Source organism: Clostridium sp. YIM B02500 (assembly GCF_022324665.1).
GTDB lineage: Bacteria > Bacillota > Clostridia > Clostridiales > Clostridiaceae > Clostridium > Clostridium beijerinckii.
In genome coordinates this window covers 1-15,863 of the sequence record NZ_JAKGTE010000013.1, presented here as the reverse complement: position 1 = coordinate 15,863, position 15,863 = coordinate 1, and the positions used below count along the sequence as shown (strand labels likewise).

Here is a 15,863-nt window from a genome sequence, read left to right as displayed (position 1 = left end):
AATAATTCTCATTTTCTAACAATGCGAACTAAACTTTTGCAAGTTTTAATACTTGCTTAGGATTTTCAAGAATATAATTTGCATTAATTCCTATTGATGATTTAGCCCCCCATAATGCTAATGCAAAATCTATACCAGCACCAAATGCACAATCCATATCATATTTGGTATCACCAATATATATTGTCTTTGATTTATTTGCACCTGAAAGTTCAATAAATTTTAAAATTGGCTCTGGATTAGGTTTATGCTCTTCTGTATCATCTGCGCAAACTACTAATTTAAAATAATTACTCAATTCGAATGGTACAAAATCACTTAGAAATTCTTCTTTGGTTTTTGAAGTAACTATACCAGTTAGAATTCCAATTTCATTTAGTTTAATCAAGGTATCCTTAATACCATCAAAAACTTTTACATTATGAAAATACTCTTTTAAGTATTTATTCCATTTTACATTACAGTCTAAAATATTAGTTATTCCAAGTTTATTTAATGTTACTTCTCCAGGAATACCTAAAACGAATCTTAATTCATCAAAACTCAAATTTTCATTTAGTTCTTCAAATACTAATTTTTGAAGTGATGAAAGAACTGCGATTTCGGTGTCTAAAAGCGTACCATCAATATCAAATATAATACAATTATACATACCATCCTCCAGTATTAAAATTTATTATTTAACATTCTACCATTACAAGTTAATCATAACATAAATTGTAAATACCAGATTACTCAATTTTAAAGAACCCCTTTTAACTTGCTACATAAAAAAGGAAAATTGCGTATTAGTTTCATACACCATAATGAATTACATACTTATTTTGAGAAATCGCCTTTCGCAGTAATATCATTAAATTAATCAGTTCTTTTGATGACTTAGAATTCTTATAAGTTGATACAATGTTATAAAAAGACTCTAATGATTCTGGTGGAATAAGAGTAACTCCCCACCTTGCAAGTGCGAAACTGGGTCTGCTATAACAGTGAAAGTAAGTTTTAATTAAAGTCAATTCATTCCACCAATCGCTCAATATATCGTCATCAATAGCAATACAATTATATTTTTGAGGTTCGTAACACGAGTAATCTTTATCTTTTTCAAATTCATCTATAATACCGAATTCGGCAACACAAGGCATATTATCACTAACCTTCCCGATATAAAATAGTTCATTATTTCGTCTTTATTTACTATTCTGAATCACTTATAATATAATTGGTAAATATACTACAATTCAGCTTTTGAACAAACCTCTTTTTAATCATTAACTTCCCCTCAATCATCACCAAAAGTAGCCATTCCTGATAACGGAAATATTAATATAACTTTAGTTCCTTTATTAACCTCAGAAGCAATAGAGATTTTTAGTCCCAGCTTTAAGCAGAGCTTTTCACACAAATACAAACCCATGCCTGTACTTTTGCTAAATCTTCTTCCATTCTCACCAGTGAAGCCTTTTTCAAAGACTCTATCTATATCTTTCTCTATTATCCCTACTCCATTATCTTCTATAAATAACATTACTGAATTGGCTTTTTTCATTGATGATATATTAATTTGAGGATCTCTATTGCTTGAATATTTTATTGAATTTACTATTATCTGATTAATGATAAATTCAGCCCATTTCCCATCGCTATATACATCTTCATTAATGTCATTTATATTGATTTTTATTTTCTTATGAATGAAATCTCTATAGTTTCTTTTTACTACATTTTTTACTATATTACCTAGACTAATTTGTTTTATAATATAATCTTTATAAGCATTATTACTTCTAGAATAGTAAAGTACCTGTTCCACAAATCTTTCAATTTTGTCTATCTGAAAGTCTATTTTATTAGTTACTTCATTTTGATTATTCTCAATAATAAGCTTTGAAGAAGCTATTGGTGTTTTAATTTCATGGACCCAGGCTTCTAGATATTCTCTATAATCCTCCTGCAGATCCTTATAATATTTTACATGCTCATACATATCTCTGCTTAATTCCTTAAGTATAGAGTTAAACTTTTCTCCTTGTACAGATTCTGCTTCCTTTAGCATATCTGGAATTAAATATTTCTTGTCCAATTTTTCTAATAAACTGTCAATCTCCCCAAAATACTTTTTATGCTTTATATATTCTAAAGCCATGTAAGAACCCAACGGGAAAAACCATATACAAAAAACAAATGTAATTATAATTGAATTAACATTTATAACAAACATTATTATTGACAATATAATAAACATAAGACTATTACATAGTATTACAATAGCTTTATCTTTAAGAAACTCACTTATAGTCATGGCATAGTATACCCCATTCCTCTTCTTGTTTCTATTGGATTTTCTATTCCTATTTCTTCAAGCTTCTTTCTTAATCTATTTATATTAACATTTAAAGTGCTATCGTCTACAAAAAAATCTGCTTTCCAAAGGTACTCCATAAGAGAATCTCTTTTTACTATGTTTCCTTTATTATTTATCAAAAATGATAGTATTTTAACTTCATTTTTAGTTAACTCTAGAGAGTTATCTTTATAAATAATCGTTGCATTTGAAAGATTCAAATTAAAATCTCTGTAGCTTAATATACTACTAGTCTTTATGTTTCCATAAGTCCTTTTTAAAATATTAGTTATTCTTGCAAGTAGTATTTCTGTATTATAAGGTTTTGTAATAAAGTCATCTGCCCCTAAATTCATGCTCATCAGTTCATCTACTTCACTATCTCTACTTGTAACTATTATAATTGGAACCTCTGAAGTCTTGCGTATTTCCCTACATATATAATATCCATCATACATAGGCAAATTAATATCTAGCAATATAAGTTCAGCGTTCTCACTTTCAATATAATTTATTATGTTATCCATATCTAAAGGAGCCTTCACTTCATATCCATATCTCTCTAAAAAACTTTGCAATTCCTCCCTTATAACTTCATCATCTTCAATAATAATAATTTTCCTCATCATATCCCCCTACTAGAAATATAAGGTTATTAAATCTTGAAATCCAAAACTTAATAACCTTAATAATTATTATAAAACTAAACACTACATTTTACCACAATTTTACTCAATATCATTATAATGCCTTCACTTTTTCTTTGATTTGCTATTATGGAAATCAATATATTAAGCATTTACTTATTCCATATATATCATGAATATCCATAGCTCTCACTAAATAGACATATTTATAAATTAGGAACACTTTAGGTTCGTATCTTTACTACAAATTGTAACTACTTCAACGCTTTTGCAGAATTAAACTATTTATGGTTTTGGCTATCTATATTAGTCCTTATATATTATTTTTTATAATATTTTTATACCCTGTATATGTTGTATAGAAATATCCTGCATATACTACAATAAATATTACAGCCGTCATTAACGCTGAAAATCTAATATCTATTTGATTAAAATTGCTTATTTCCTTATTAACCACTAAAACACCAATAATTGAATGAACTAATGCAAGAATTACAGGAAGACTGAAATATATCAAGGTTTGAAGAAATATAGTTTTATTTATCATTTTCTTATTTGCACCAATTCTCTTTAAAGCTTTATATCTTTCTATACTGTCACTAGCTTCTGATAATTGCTGAAGTGCTAATACAGCCATGCTTGATATCAAAAATATCATACCTAAATATAAACCAAGAAATAATTCAGAAGTTGAAGAACCCTTTTCCCTAGAATAAATGCCATCCTTTGAATAAGCATTCATATGGGGGACATCTAGACTTTCATACTTCCCACCAATCAAAGAATTATTATAAATCTCTTGGTATTTTTCATTATTTTCTTCTCTATTTTCATCAGTATACATTACATCAAGCACTGATTTATAAACTTTACTATCTGGCAAAAACTCATCATCTATTACTATAACGCAATAATTTTCTGCCATTATAGAAGTTTCAAGATTTTCTTGTAAAACCTTGTGATTTTTCGCTAGATACTCTTTTCCTTTAATATTAACTTTATTGCTATGCTTTAATTTTTCATTAATTGGATCAGCTAATTTGTTATAATTTGATAAGATTAAAACCTCATCACTATTTAAATTAGCTTCTTTTTCACCTTTTAGTTTTAATATTTTATTGTAATCAGATATTTTTACAAAGCTTGCTGTATAGCTTTTAAAAGCCTCATCTTCAGTTTTAAATAAATCTTTAAGTTCTACTGATGAAGTATATTCATCATAAGTTATATATTTTTCATTTTCACTCAATTTGAAATCAATTTTATTAAACACTTCATCTAAAGGAATATTTTCACCATGAGGATATATGACTAAACTAGCATCAAAAGGTGTTATTTTTTCAAGGCCTGCTTCATAATTTTTCTTAAGACCTATTCCTGTAGATAATACAAGTATTGTAGTAAACAGCATTAAACATATTACTGACATGGATAGAAAATGTGTATTAAACTTGCTATTTACCTGCTTTATAACGAATATATTCAATCCCTTGAAATATACTTTCTTATTTTTATTTAAAAAATATAATATAGCTCCAGATAAACTAAAAAAGAATAATATTGTGCTAATTACACTAATGACTAGTGCTGGCTTAAACATTGGATTCCATGTATCTATCCCTATCTTTAAAAAAAATTTATATACAGCTATAAGAGATACTATACTTAATACAAATGCTGCCAAATATATATATGGATTTTTAAATTTCATTTTTTCATTTTTTCTATCTGCCGCAAGTAAGTCTATTATTTTGTACTTAGAAACAACAAATACATTAAAAATCATTACAAGTAAAAACATTATTCCAAAATATAATATAGTCTTTCCAATAGCATTTATAGAGACTGTAAATCTATATTCATTCATAGAAACATCGAACAGCTTTAAGATAAGAGTAGATAAGACTTGTGACGCTGCTATTCCTAATATAATGCCTGCAACTAAAGATATAGCGCCTACCATAGAGGTTTCTGCTACTAAAATCTTAGATATTTTTCTCTTTCCCATTCCTAAAGTCATATATATACCTAATTCTTTTTTACGTTTTTTTATTAGAAAATTATTAGCATACAAGATTAAACTTCCTAGTATTACTGATATGAACATAGAAAAATAAGACATAGTAACTGTTAATTTTTCTATGTAATTAGCATTTGAAGATTTTATATCAAAAAGGGCCTTTTGTGAATCTATAGAATTAAAGCTATAAAATATACAGACAGCTAATATTAATGTTAAGAAGTATATAGTATAATCCTTATAACTCTTTTTTATATTGCCAAAGGCCAGCTTAAAATACATCATTATCATCACCTCCAAGAAGGGATATAACTTCTATGATTTTATTAAAAAATTCCTTTCTTGTGTCTTTACCTCTTATGAGTTCATTAAAAATTCTTCCATCCTTAATAAAGAGTATTCTATGAGCATAACTTGCTGTAAAGGAATCGTGGGTAACCATAAGTATTGTAGTTTTCAAATTATCATTTAAGTTTTCAAACCTTTCAAGTAGCAGCCTAGCTGATTTAGAGTCTAGTGCCCCTGTTGGTTCATCAGCAAGAACTAAAGATGGGTTAGTTACAATTGCTCTTGCTGAAGCAACTCTTTGCTTTTGCCCACCAGATATCTCATAAGGATACTTATTAAGCACTTGTCCTATTTCTAAATGCTCTGCTACCGCTTGTATTTCTTCATCTATTTTATAGGTGTCCTCTCCCTTTATTGTTAATGCTAAAGCAATATTCTCATAAGCTGTAAGTGTATCTAATAAGTTAAAGTCCTGAAATATAAATCCTAACTCATTTTGCCTAAACTTATCTAATTCTTTTGATTTTAGCCTTGTAATGTCACTACCATTTATCAATATCTTTCCTGCAGTAACACTATCAATAGTTGATATACAATTAAGAAGTGTAGTTTTACCACTTCCTGAAGGTCCCATTATTCCAACAAACTCTCCCTCATCTACCTTAAAGCTTATATTATCTATTGCCTTTGTTAAATTCCCTTTATTTCCATAATATTTCTCAATTTTTTCTACATTCAATATATTTTTCATCTATAATTCTCCCTTTTTTCTTAAACCTTTGCTTCGTATCCAATCCCTCACTTAGGACTCATCAAATAAAAATTTCATACGTCCGCTGGAATAAACATGTATTTAATTTCAGTTTTAACATGTATATATCTAACTTTTGCTTTTGATATATATCTATAATCGACATACTAACTTGGCTCTATGTTAATTATTTTATATTATTATACTTACTTCATCAATTTAACTACATTTCATTAATATTACATTTTTGTTATGTTGATATAATTGGATAATTGAAACTCCAAAAATAAAATGCCCCCTTTATAGAAACAGTTTTATTATTTTAACTATCTCCTATAAAGTGAGCATATCATTTTCATGTGTTTTATGGTGGACGCTGAAGTTATGATTTCAAAGCCCACAAGTTTTTATTTTAATTTCTATAAGATATTATAAACTTTTAAGAAATGAAATTATCTCTGCACTAACCTCTTCTGGTTTTTCTTGTTGAGCCCAGTGTCCGCAATCTTCAAGAAATATAGTTTGACGGATGTTTGGAACAATACTCTTCATTTCAGAAATTATTTGATCCATTCCTGGAATACTTAAGCCAACATCACGAGTACCTACCATAAATAATGCAGGAATTGTTACTTTTAATCCATTGAAACAGCTTAATAATTCTCTATTTCTATCTAAATTACGGTAATAATTTAATCCGCCACTAAAGCCTGTTTTGGCAAATGCTTCTGCATAAACCTCTAAGTCTTTTTCTTTAAGCCAAGATGTCATTTTAGGCATTGGTAATGCTGAAAGTAATCCTTTCTCTCTTGATACCATACTAAATGGATTTGGAGTTCCATCATTTCCTTTACGTGGTCCTGCATCTCCTGAAGCTGAATACAGCAAGTTATGAACTGCAAATCGTGCATCTTTCTCAAATTCTTTTTCTGCTACACCTGGTGTTTGAAAATACAAAGTATAAAATAACTCCTCACTATTTTGTGGGAAAACAGTTGTTGGTGGAATTGGTGGTTGAGGCATCATTGGAACTGTTAAAGCTATAACGCCCTTGAATTTATCTGGCCTTAATAATGCTGCATTCCATGCTATTGTTGCTCCCCAATCATTCCCTACTATTACTGCTGTTTCTTTATTTAATACATCTAACAATCCAACTATATCTCCAACTAAATGAAGCAGAGTGTATTGATCAATATTTTCTGGTTTTTCTGTATCTCCATATCCTCTTAAATCTGGTGCTACTACGTGGTAACCTGCTTCAGCCAAAACGGGTATCTGATTCCTCCATGAATACCATATTTCAGGGAAGCCATGAAGTAATAATACAAGAGGCCCTTTTCCTTGTTCCGCTATATGCATTTTTATACCATTTGTTTCAACAATTCTATGTTTTAATTCACTCATTTTACTTTCTCCTCGTATACATAATTGTAAATAGCAGCTCAATCGTCAAATTATTAAACACGTGTTGTTGTAGCGATTTATGCATGCTATTATTATAATGTACTAAAATTAGCTATTCAACCAACAGAAATCATGAAATGTTGGTTATTTAGTAAAAAATATTAATAACAAGAATTTATTAAAAAATATTTATATTGCAATAATAAATTTATACTCATAGCTATAATAAACCAATTGCTCAATTAAAATTATAATTTAGAAGCTTAATTGAAATATCCACACTATGTAAATTCTAAATAATATAATTCACTCGTTATAAGGATGTCTGATTTGAATTGTCTAATAGTTTAAGACAAACTTCTATGAATTAATATTTTTATAGAATATATATTTAGAAAGGAGCAGATATGATACAAAAATCTCAAATAAATGATAAACGCATAACTAAATCTCGTAAACTTATCCAAGATTCATTTCTTTCATTAGCTAACAAAAGCCCCTTTGAAAATATAACCGTAAAGGATATTTCAGAAAGAGCTAACGTAAACCGAGCAACCTTTTATGCTCATTTTAAAGATAAATATGATTTATTAGATTCTTTTATATCAGATGAATTCATGACAATTGTATCCAGCAGGATTAGTCCTGATGCAAAGTTAAATGAGAAAACTTTGCGTGATTTAATTTTTATTATGTGTGATTATCATAAGACTGTTGGCACTAGCTATATAAGATTATATAAATCTGCTAATATGTTAATTGATATGAGAGTTCAGCTTAAATTACAAGATATAGTACAAAATATGCTCAACAATACTAGAAATTGTTCAAAGAATGAAGAAGAAAAATTAGAATTGATTACTGTTATGATGAGCAGCGGTATATATTGCGCTACAAAACGTTGGCATAGTAAAGGTAACTTGAAAGATGCTTCTGCAATTTCTGCATTAGCCGATGAAATTCTTTCTTTCATGACTTCCTGGCTAACATCAGCATTAGATTAAATTTAATTAATCTCAATTTATTGAACTCTCTAGCCTTCAAGCCCGCATTATTCAAGCATATTCTGAAGAATATTAGAATATATATTCTTCAGAATATATATGGTTTAGAATATTTATTCTTCACAATATTTATTGTAAAGAATATTAGAATACAGCACTAATAAACAGAGCTTAATTAATTAAAGAATAAATATCTATTTATTATCTGCTTGGATTTTCTTATGCTGTGAATTTAAATATTCAATGATCTCAGTTTTATTTATAGGTGATGAGTGTCCTGCAAAACAAATGTCAAACTCTAAATCCTTTAATACATTTATAAAACTCTCTAATTTAGACGGATCATATTCACAATTATTTATAACAATGTTATTACTCCATTTGTTCCGTCTACTCTTATTCTTTGTCCATCTTTTAATATACTTGTTACATTATCAATAGCCACAACAGCAGGTATACCGTACTCTCTAGCTACAATTGCTGCATGGGAAGTTGGGCTTCCTATTTCAGTGACAGCCGCAGCTGCAACTTTAAAAAGAGGTGTCCAAATTGGAGATGTATATGGCGATACGAGTATATCTCCCTTTTTCAATTTTTTAAATTCAGAAGGATTTCTTACTATGCATACTGAACCTTCATATACTCCACGACTTGCAGCACTTCCTTTAATTGAATTACAATCTTCGCTCTTATCTTGTTTAATTTTTTCCTTTGACTCAAATACTGGAATTGACCCTGTAGCTACTAACCAATGCACACCTTTTTCATGAGCCTCATAAACCTTATCAAAAGCTTTCTTTCTTTTATTTAATCTTTCTTCTATATTTAACTTGCCTTCTGCCACTGAATTAAGTTCCTCAAGAAAAATGAAAAATACATCTTCTGCATCATTAATGTAATCTTTCTTAACTAAAAGGCTTCCTAGCTTTAAAGCCATTATATGCAAACAACCTGCTATTTTTTCTAAGTAAAATACACTTTCCTCTCTGATTATTACCGTATATCTTACTCTCTCTAGAATTTTAGTAAGCTTTTTATAATCATCACATTTTAGACCTTTCTTAACTAAGTCTTTTGCAACTTTATAAGCTTCTTCCTGTTTCTTAAAACTTTCTTCCGAATCTAATATGGAGGCATCGCATAATAATGCATCAATAATTTCATTTATCATTTCAGGTTTTTCACTCCATGTAGAAGGTGATATCATACGCCCCGCACCTATGGAAGGCCTGTCTCCATATTCCTTCAAGAAATTATCAATTGCATCCTTGAAAGCTTGGTCGCCCTTTCCGTTTATGGCTGCTGTTTGTGCTATCTTTATCATTTCTTTATTCTGAAGTGCAGTCCTAAATGGCAAAGCTCTAAGAAGATTTTCTTTAACCTCCTCAAATTTTTCCTCTCCTACAGCTTTTTTAATAAGTTTATTGAACTTAAACTCAGTAATCCCACCAGGCATACCAATTAAAGAAAATCTTTTATAAACAAAATTCTCATATTCTTTCATTCCCTGCTTAATAAGTTTTATAAGTTTTTCTGCATCATCTGTATTATTTTTTGCAGTATCCATCCTCTTAATCCACGCATTAGCTTCTCCTGAAAAGCTCTGCCATAGAACATTTGTATCTTTAAATAAATCATTAATTAATGATTTAGGCCCCTTCCAAATTATAGATGGAGATATTGATGGCGCCTGATAGCTTAATGCCACGCATCCACTTTCTCTTTCTATAGGTATATTCTGCTCCTTAGGCATCTTAAAGCCTGTTTCGGAGAAAGAAGTATATATACCCTGATAAAAATGAGTAAAACATGCAAAATCCAAAGGAGTATGTGGATATGGACTATGTTCCATCACACTTTGAAGACCAAAATCTGCCTTTTTGCCTTGATAAATTATTTTATTCTCAGATCCAAGTATATTAAAATCCTCCCCCTTAGCTTCCATTGTTGTAATTGGTCTTGCTTGAAGTAAATATATCTTACCTTCAGAAAGAGCCCATTCTGTATCTTGAGGACTACCATAATGTTTTTCAACAAGCTCTGCTAGTTTTGTAAGCTGATTAAGTTCATTTGATCCTAGACAATAGGATTTTCTCTTTGAATCAGGTACTTTTTCTGTAACAATTCCGTTTTTAGTTAATTTAATATTAATCTCTTTAGAGCCAAGATTCTTTTCTTTTATATCTCCCTTTTTGCTTAGAACAAATGAATCCGGAGTTATTAAACCACTAACAACTGCTTCACCAAGCCCATAACCTGCACTTATTAATATTTCATCTCTCTTTCCATTTACAGGATTTGCAGTAAACATCACTCCAGATGCCTCTGAATCTATCATTGCCTGAACTACAACTGCAAGATCCACCTTAAGGTGCTCAAAATTCATACTTATTCTATAATTTATTGCCTGCGATGACCAAAGACTTGCCCAACATTTTTTTACATGTTTAATGACATTTTCTTTTCCATAGATACCAAGATAAGTCTCATGCTGGCCTGCAAATGAAGCCGTTGGTAAATCTTCAGCCGTTGCACTTGATCGTACTGAAACTGACATCTTTTCACTTACTCCCATTTTTTTATGCAAACCGTCAAAAGCTATGTTTAGCTCCTTCTGAATCTCAATAGGCATTTGAGCTTTTTCAATCCATGATGAGATATCTTTACTTGCCTCTGATATTTCATTAATATCTTGTCCCTTAATCTTTTCAAGTCTTTTTTTTATTCGTTCCTTAAGCCCTGACGCTTCAAGATGAGCATCATATGCGCTTGTTGTAACCACAAATCCAGGTGGTACAAGAAGTCCAGCATTTATTAATATTCCAAGGTTAGCTCCTTTTCCTCCTGCTTCAAGTAATGAATCTTTATTTAATTCTTTTAACATTTTTATATAATTTGACATAATTATTTCTCCTATCTTAATAAATTTAATCCTACTGCTTATAATGTCTTAATTTAAAATATCTGATATCATATTTGATGATATATGTAGACTTCTACTTATTTTGTTAAATGAGAGTTAACTTAGGACTCTTTAAAGTATTTGCATAACTTAATTTATAAATAATTAATTTTTTCAAAGTTAGTTAACATATTTAATAAGTAATAAAACAAAGCTTAATAGAAAATAAAAAATACGTAGACTTCTACATACTTATTTAAATAAAAAGCAGCGTTTTGCTTTTTATTATTAATCAGACTCTCCATATAAATTTTTATAAGCTCTAATAAGCAGATCCAAAAAAACTTTTTTATCCTCTTGTGACATGCCTTTTAATAACTGTTCCTCAGTTTCTTCAAATACTTTTTCCATCTCTGTTAATATATTTTTTCCTTTTGCAGTAACTTGGATTTGAAAAGTACGCCCATCTGATATCCCAGCACTACGTATGATGCAACCTTTTCTATCTAATCCATTTAAAAGATTCGTTATAGATGAGCCTTTTAAATTCATAACACTCTCTAAACCCTTGCGAGTTATCTCGTTTCCGTGCCTTATTTCTCTTTCAATAAGCTCCAACAATAAAGCTTGAGGTGAAGTAAGATCATATTCCTTTAATTTTTCGTCATTTGTATATCTCATCTTTTGAGCAATGCTCTTTATAAATAAATCATACGGGTATTCCCAGTTTCTATTCTTCATTATTTATCATCCTCACTTTAAATTAGGTAGACCTCTACTTAATAATATATACAATATATATTATTGTCAATAAATTTAAATTTCAGTATCATTTTTATCATAGATTTAACCTATTCTTTTTAGTTGTTTAAGGTTGCAAAAAATGAAAGAGGTAACTTTTAATAATAGAAAGAAATCTATTAACTAGAACTTATTTCTCTCCCAGTATCACTTCATCTTTTTAAATTCCCCTTAATACTAATTATATTATTAAGCAATAATACATTTTTTTTACTTTTAAGTATTAAATTTATTTATTGACCGCATTGGTCAATAGAGTTATAATCCTCTTAAATAATAAAAAGAATTATTTTTTTACTACTTAAATTACAATAATAATATTTCACTAAAGTAATGAGCATAACTTAATAGCACAAATATCTATATAAAATTCTTTATTAATCTTACATAGATCTGAAAGAAGGTAATACTGTGGTATCGAAATTTTTAAATTTAGATTCAGAAAAACAAAATCGTATCTTAAATGCAGCAATAAATGAATTTGCTGAGAAAGGTTATGAGAATGCCTCTACAAATGAGATTGTTAAAGAGGCTGGTATATCTAAAGGGTTATTATTTCACTATTTTAAAAATAAGAAGCAATTATTTTTATTTTTATATGATTATTGCATAGATGTTAGCATGACTGAATTTTACAAAAAGATTGATTTAAATGAAAAAGATTTTTTCGTTAGGTTACGTCAAATCCATCTGATTAAAGCAGAATTATTGAATAAATTTCCTAAAATTCTTAAATTCATTGAAGCTGTAAATATGGAAAAATCAAGTGATATAGAAAATGATTTAAATGTGATAAATAAGGAAGAATTAGAAATCGCTTCAAAAAGAGTATTTGATGGTATAGATTTATCTAAATTTAGAGATGGCATAGATATAGAAAAGGCAATAAACGTTGTTATATGGTCCTTTCAAGGATTTAATGCAAAAGTTCTGGAAGAGGCAAAGTCATCATCTTCAAAACAAATTAATTATGATAAGGCTTTTATTGAAGCAGAAGCCTATACAGAAATGCTTAAAAGTTGTTTTTATAAATAAATATTGAGTTTTAAAAAGGAGGTATTATAATGTTGGATATGATCAAAAGCTTTAAAGAATTAACCCCTGAACTCCAATCACTTGCAGGCGGAAAAGGATGTATGTTATCAAAAATGTTTCAAGCAGGATATCCTGTTCCTGACGGATTTGTGATTTTACCATCAGCTTTTAAGGAGAATAGTCTTAATGAGGATGCTTGGAATAAAATCAAACACTATTTGAAAGAAATTAGAAAATATAATGAAAGTGTTTTATTTGCAGTAAGATCATCTGCTTTAAGTGAAGATTCTGCTCAAGCTTCTTTTGCAGGAGAATTTGAAACAGTTTTAAATGTTAAGACAGATGAAGAAATTCAAAGCGCAATATATGAAGTTTTTAGCTCAAGAGAATCAGAAAGAGTAAAAGCATACAGTTCAGTCCAAGGAATGGATCAATCTCATCAGATAGCGGTAGTGATTCAAATTATGATACAGTCTGAAATTTCAGGAGTATTATTTACTGCTGATCCAATTACAGGCAGTCACGAGAGCATGACCGGTAATTTTGTATTTGGATTAGGAGAACAGCTTGTATCAGGAGAAGCAAATGCATATCCATTTAATATTATGAGGCCCAAAAGAAAATATGAAGGACCATCTGAATTTAAGAAATATGCCTCAGAGTTATATAAATATGCATCTAAACTTGAAACAGAATATGGTGCTCATCAAGATATTGAATGGGCAGTATCAAATGGAAAATTATATATATTACAAGCAAGACCTATTACAACCTTGGTAACTGGTAATCCTGATACATATGAATGGAACGATACTTTGGATGGGGATTTCCTATGGACTAATACTAATGTTGGAGAAGCAATGTCTGATGTTTTCACTCCCCTAAGCTGGTCTATAATAAGGGCTTTGGATGAAGAACAAATGACTATTCCTGGATACTATTTATTTTCAGGCAACATTTGTGGAAGAGCATATACAAACATCAGTTATGCATTGTCTTTATACCCTGCCTTCGGCAAAGATATTAAGAGTCTAATAAAAACAATGAGTGAAGTCTTTGGCCAAATGCCTGAAGAAATAGAAATTCCTATTTATCCATTTTCAAAACTAGGATTGATAAAAGGGATGGCTCCAAAATTAAAACATCGTTTAAAAAATATTATTAAAGCTTCTAAGGAAATTCCAGAGCATTTGAATGAATCTCCAAATTTGTGTAGGAGGATGACTGAAACTATTAAAGAAGTAAAGACAAAAGAAGAATTAATTGATTTATGGAAAACTGAAATTCTACCTTTTAATTTTAAGGCTTTGTGGATTGCACTTGCTGGTGGAAGAAAAATGGTCATAGCTAATAAATTAAAGGATGAGTTAATAAAAGTAGCAGGAATTGAAGATACAAATACACTTATGTCTAATTTTAGAGGAGATTCATCACTCGAGAGCCTTGGACCTATTATTGGTATATCAAAGATTATAACTGGAGAAATGAATCGTGAAGAATACAGAATAAAATACGGACATCGTGGTCCACATGAGTTTGAATTATCCATACCTCATCCTGGAGAAGATGAAACTTGGCTTGAAAAGCAGATAGAAGAATTTAAGAATTCAAACACAGATGTAGAAAAGCTTCTTAATAAACAACGTGATCAATATGAAGAAGCTCTCAGAAGATTAAAAGAAAATTTTCCTAAAGAAGCTAATAATTTTGAAAAGAAAATTGTAAAAGTGGCTGAAGCAGCTCGTCTTAGAGAGTCTGTTCGTTCAGAATGGACTAGAGCATTTAGAGTTAATCGTGCTTTTGCACTAAAAGCTGGGGAACTTACAGGCATAGGAAATGATATATTTTTTCTTTACATCAATGAAGTTTTAGATTTGCTTTCAGGAAATGACTTAGCATTAAATCATATTGCAGTTAGAAAGAAAAATTATAAAAAATATAAATCACTTCCACCATTACCATCAATTATTCGAGGAAGATTTGATCCCTTTAAATGGGTAAAAAATTCTAATAGAAGAGTTGATTACTATGATGAATCTATGCCTATTACTACACAAGATTCTGAAACTCTTAAAGGTTTTGCAGGAGCATCAGGAAAAATTGAAGGAGTCGTGCGTATTTTAACAAATCCTGAAGAAGGAGAAAACCTAAAAAAAGGCGAAATCTTAGTTGCATCAACTACTAATGTTGGATGGACACCTCTTTTTCCTAAGGCTTCAGCAATAATTACTGACATTGGAGCACCGTTATCCCATGCTGCTATAGTAGCCAGAGAGCTTGGTATTCCAGCTGTTGTAGGATGTGGCAATGCGACTACAAGGCTTAAGACAGGAGATAAAGTTATAGTTGACGGCGGTCATGGAGTGGTACAAATTTTAAATAGTTGATTAAATATAAAACGCTAGAGAGTGTAAAATAGTCTGTGTAAACTTCATTAGGATGATATAATAAATTATAAAATGAAGGGAGCACAGGCTATGTCTTTATCTAGAGATGAATTAGTAAAATTAATTTTGAATAACTCTGATATAAAAACGGCTGAAGATATACAAAATACATTAAAGGATTTATTTGGAGGGTTACTTCAGCAGATGCTGGAATCGGAGATGGAAAGTCACTTAGGATATGCTAAACATGATTATGAAAATAAAAACACTTCAAATA

At 29.7% G+C, this 15,863-nt stretch carries 12 protein-coding genes and 2 pseudogenes; 4 read left to right on the top strand and 10 right to left on the bottom strand.

Annotated elements, in window-relative coordinates; genetic code table 11:
* Positions 1 to 28: 28 nt before the first annotated feature.
* From L1S46_RS12450 to L1S46_RS12420, 7 genes are all read right to left on the bottom strand, one after another.
* Positions 29 to 652 (bottom strand): HAD family hydrolase, encoded by a 624-nt coding sequence (locus L1S46_RS12450; RefSeq protein WP_238900139.1) that lies wholly within the window; start codon positions 650 to 652, stop codon positions 29 to 31.
* Between the two features lie 142 nt (positions 653 to 794).
* Positions 795 to 1,142, bottom strand: coding sequence for a hypothetical protein (locus L1S46_RS12445; RefSeq protein ID WP_238900138.1), 348 nt, complete (start codon positions 1,140 to 1,142; stop codon positions 795 to 797).
* A 137-nt stretch (positions 1,143 to 1,279) separates the two neighbouring features.
* Entirely contained in the window at positions 1,280 to 2,299 is a 1,020-nt protein-coding gene (locus L1S46_RS12440) for a sensor histidine kinase (protein ID WP_238900137.1), read from the bottom strand.
* Positions 2,296 to 2,967: a response regulator transcription factor gene (locus L1S46_RS12435; RefSeq protein WP_238900136.1), complete on the bottom strand. Its 672-nt coding sequence runs from the start codon at positions 2,965 to 2,967 to the stop codon at positions 2,296 to 2,298. The genes L1S46_RS12440 and L1S46_RS12435 overlap by 4 nt, the downstream gene beginning before the upstream one ends.
* Positions 2,968 to 3,301: 334 nt before the next feature.
* Positions 3,302 to 5,293, bottom strand: coding sequence for an ABC transporter permease (locus L1S46_RS12430; protein WP_238900226.1), 1,992 nt, complete (start codon positions 5,291 to 5,293; stop codon positions 3,302 to 3,304).
* Entirely contained in the window at positions 5,283 to 6,050 is a 768-nt protein-coding gene (locus L1S46_RS12425) for an ABC transporter ATP-binding protein (protein ID WP_238900135.1), read from the bottom strand. Before L1S46_RS12425 ends, L1S46_RS12430 begins: the two co-directional genes overlap by 11 nt.
* 429 nt (positions 6,051 to 6,479) lie before the next feature.
* Positions 6,480 to 7,457 (bottom strand): alpha/beta hydrolase, encoded by a 978-nt coding sequence (locus L1S46_RS12420; RefSeq protein ID WP_238900134.1) that lies wholly within the window; start codon positions 7,455 to 7,457, stop codon positions 6,480 to 6,482.
* A gap of 407 nt (positions 7,458 to 7,864) precedes the next feature.
* On the opposite strand from L1S46_RS12420, the gene L1S46_RS12415 reads away from it, so the two are divergent.
* Positions 7,865 to 8,461, top strand: a complete 597-nt coding sequence (locus tag L1S46_RS12415; protein WP_238900133.1) for a TetR/AcrR family transcriptional regulator — start codon at positions 7,865 to 7,867, stop codon at positions 8,459 to 8,461.
* Between the two features lie 194 nt (positions 8,462 to 8,655).
* Here the strand turns inward: L1S46_RS12415 and L1S46_RS26540 are convergent.
* The 3 genes and pseudogenes from L1S46_RS26540 to L1S46_RS12405 form a co-directional block, all read right to left on the bottom strand.
* A pseudogene (locus tag L1S46_RS26540) lies at positions 8,656 to 8,820 on the bottom strand (MBL fold metallo-hydrolase); the annotation flags it as partial.
* A complete protein-coding gene (locus tag L1S46_RS12410) occupies positions 8,820 to 11,363 on the bottom strand; it encodes a PEP/pyruvate-binding domain-containing protein (protein WP_238900132.1) in 2,544 nt (847 codons plus the stop codon). The pseudogene L1S46_RS26540 and the gene L1S46_RS12410, both read right to left, overlap by 1 nt.
* 288 nt (positions 11,364 to 11,651) lie before the next feature.
* A complete protein-coding gene (locus L1S46_RS12405; RefSeq protein ID WP_238900131.1) occupies positions 11,652 to 12,104 on the bottom strand; it encodes a MarR family transcriptional regulator in 453 nt (150 codons plus the stop codon).
* A 471-nt stretch (positions 12,105 to 12,575) separates the two neighbouring features.
* Between L1S46_RS12405 and L1S46_RS12400 the strand changes: the two genes are divergently transcribed.
* The 3 genes and pseudogenes from L1S46_RS12400 to L1S46_RS12390 form a co-directional block, all read left to right on the top strand.
* Positions 12,576 to 13,199, top strand: a complete 624-nt coding sequence (locus L1S46_RS12400; protein ID WP_238900130.1) for a TetR/AcrR family transcriptional regulator — start codon at positions 12,576 to 12,578, stop codon at positions 13,197 to 13,199.
* 29 nt (positions 13,200 to 13,228) lie between these two features.
* Complete coding sequence (locus tag L1S46_RS12395; protein WP_238900129.1) at positions 13,229 to 15,586, top strand: PEP/pyruvate-binding domain-containing protein; 2,358 nt, start codon at positions 13,229 to 13,231, stop codon at positions 15,584 to 15,586.
* A gap of 90 nt (positions 15,587 to 15,676) precedes the next feature.
* Positions 15,677 to 15,863: pseudogene (locus L1S46_RS12390) on the top strand (IS256 family transposase); the annotation flags it as partial.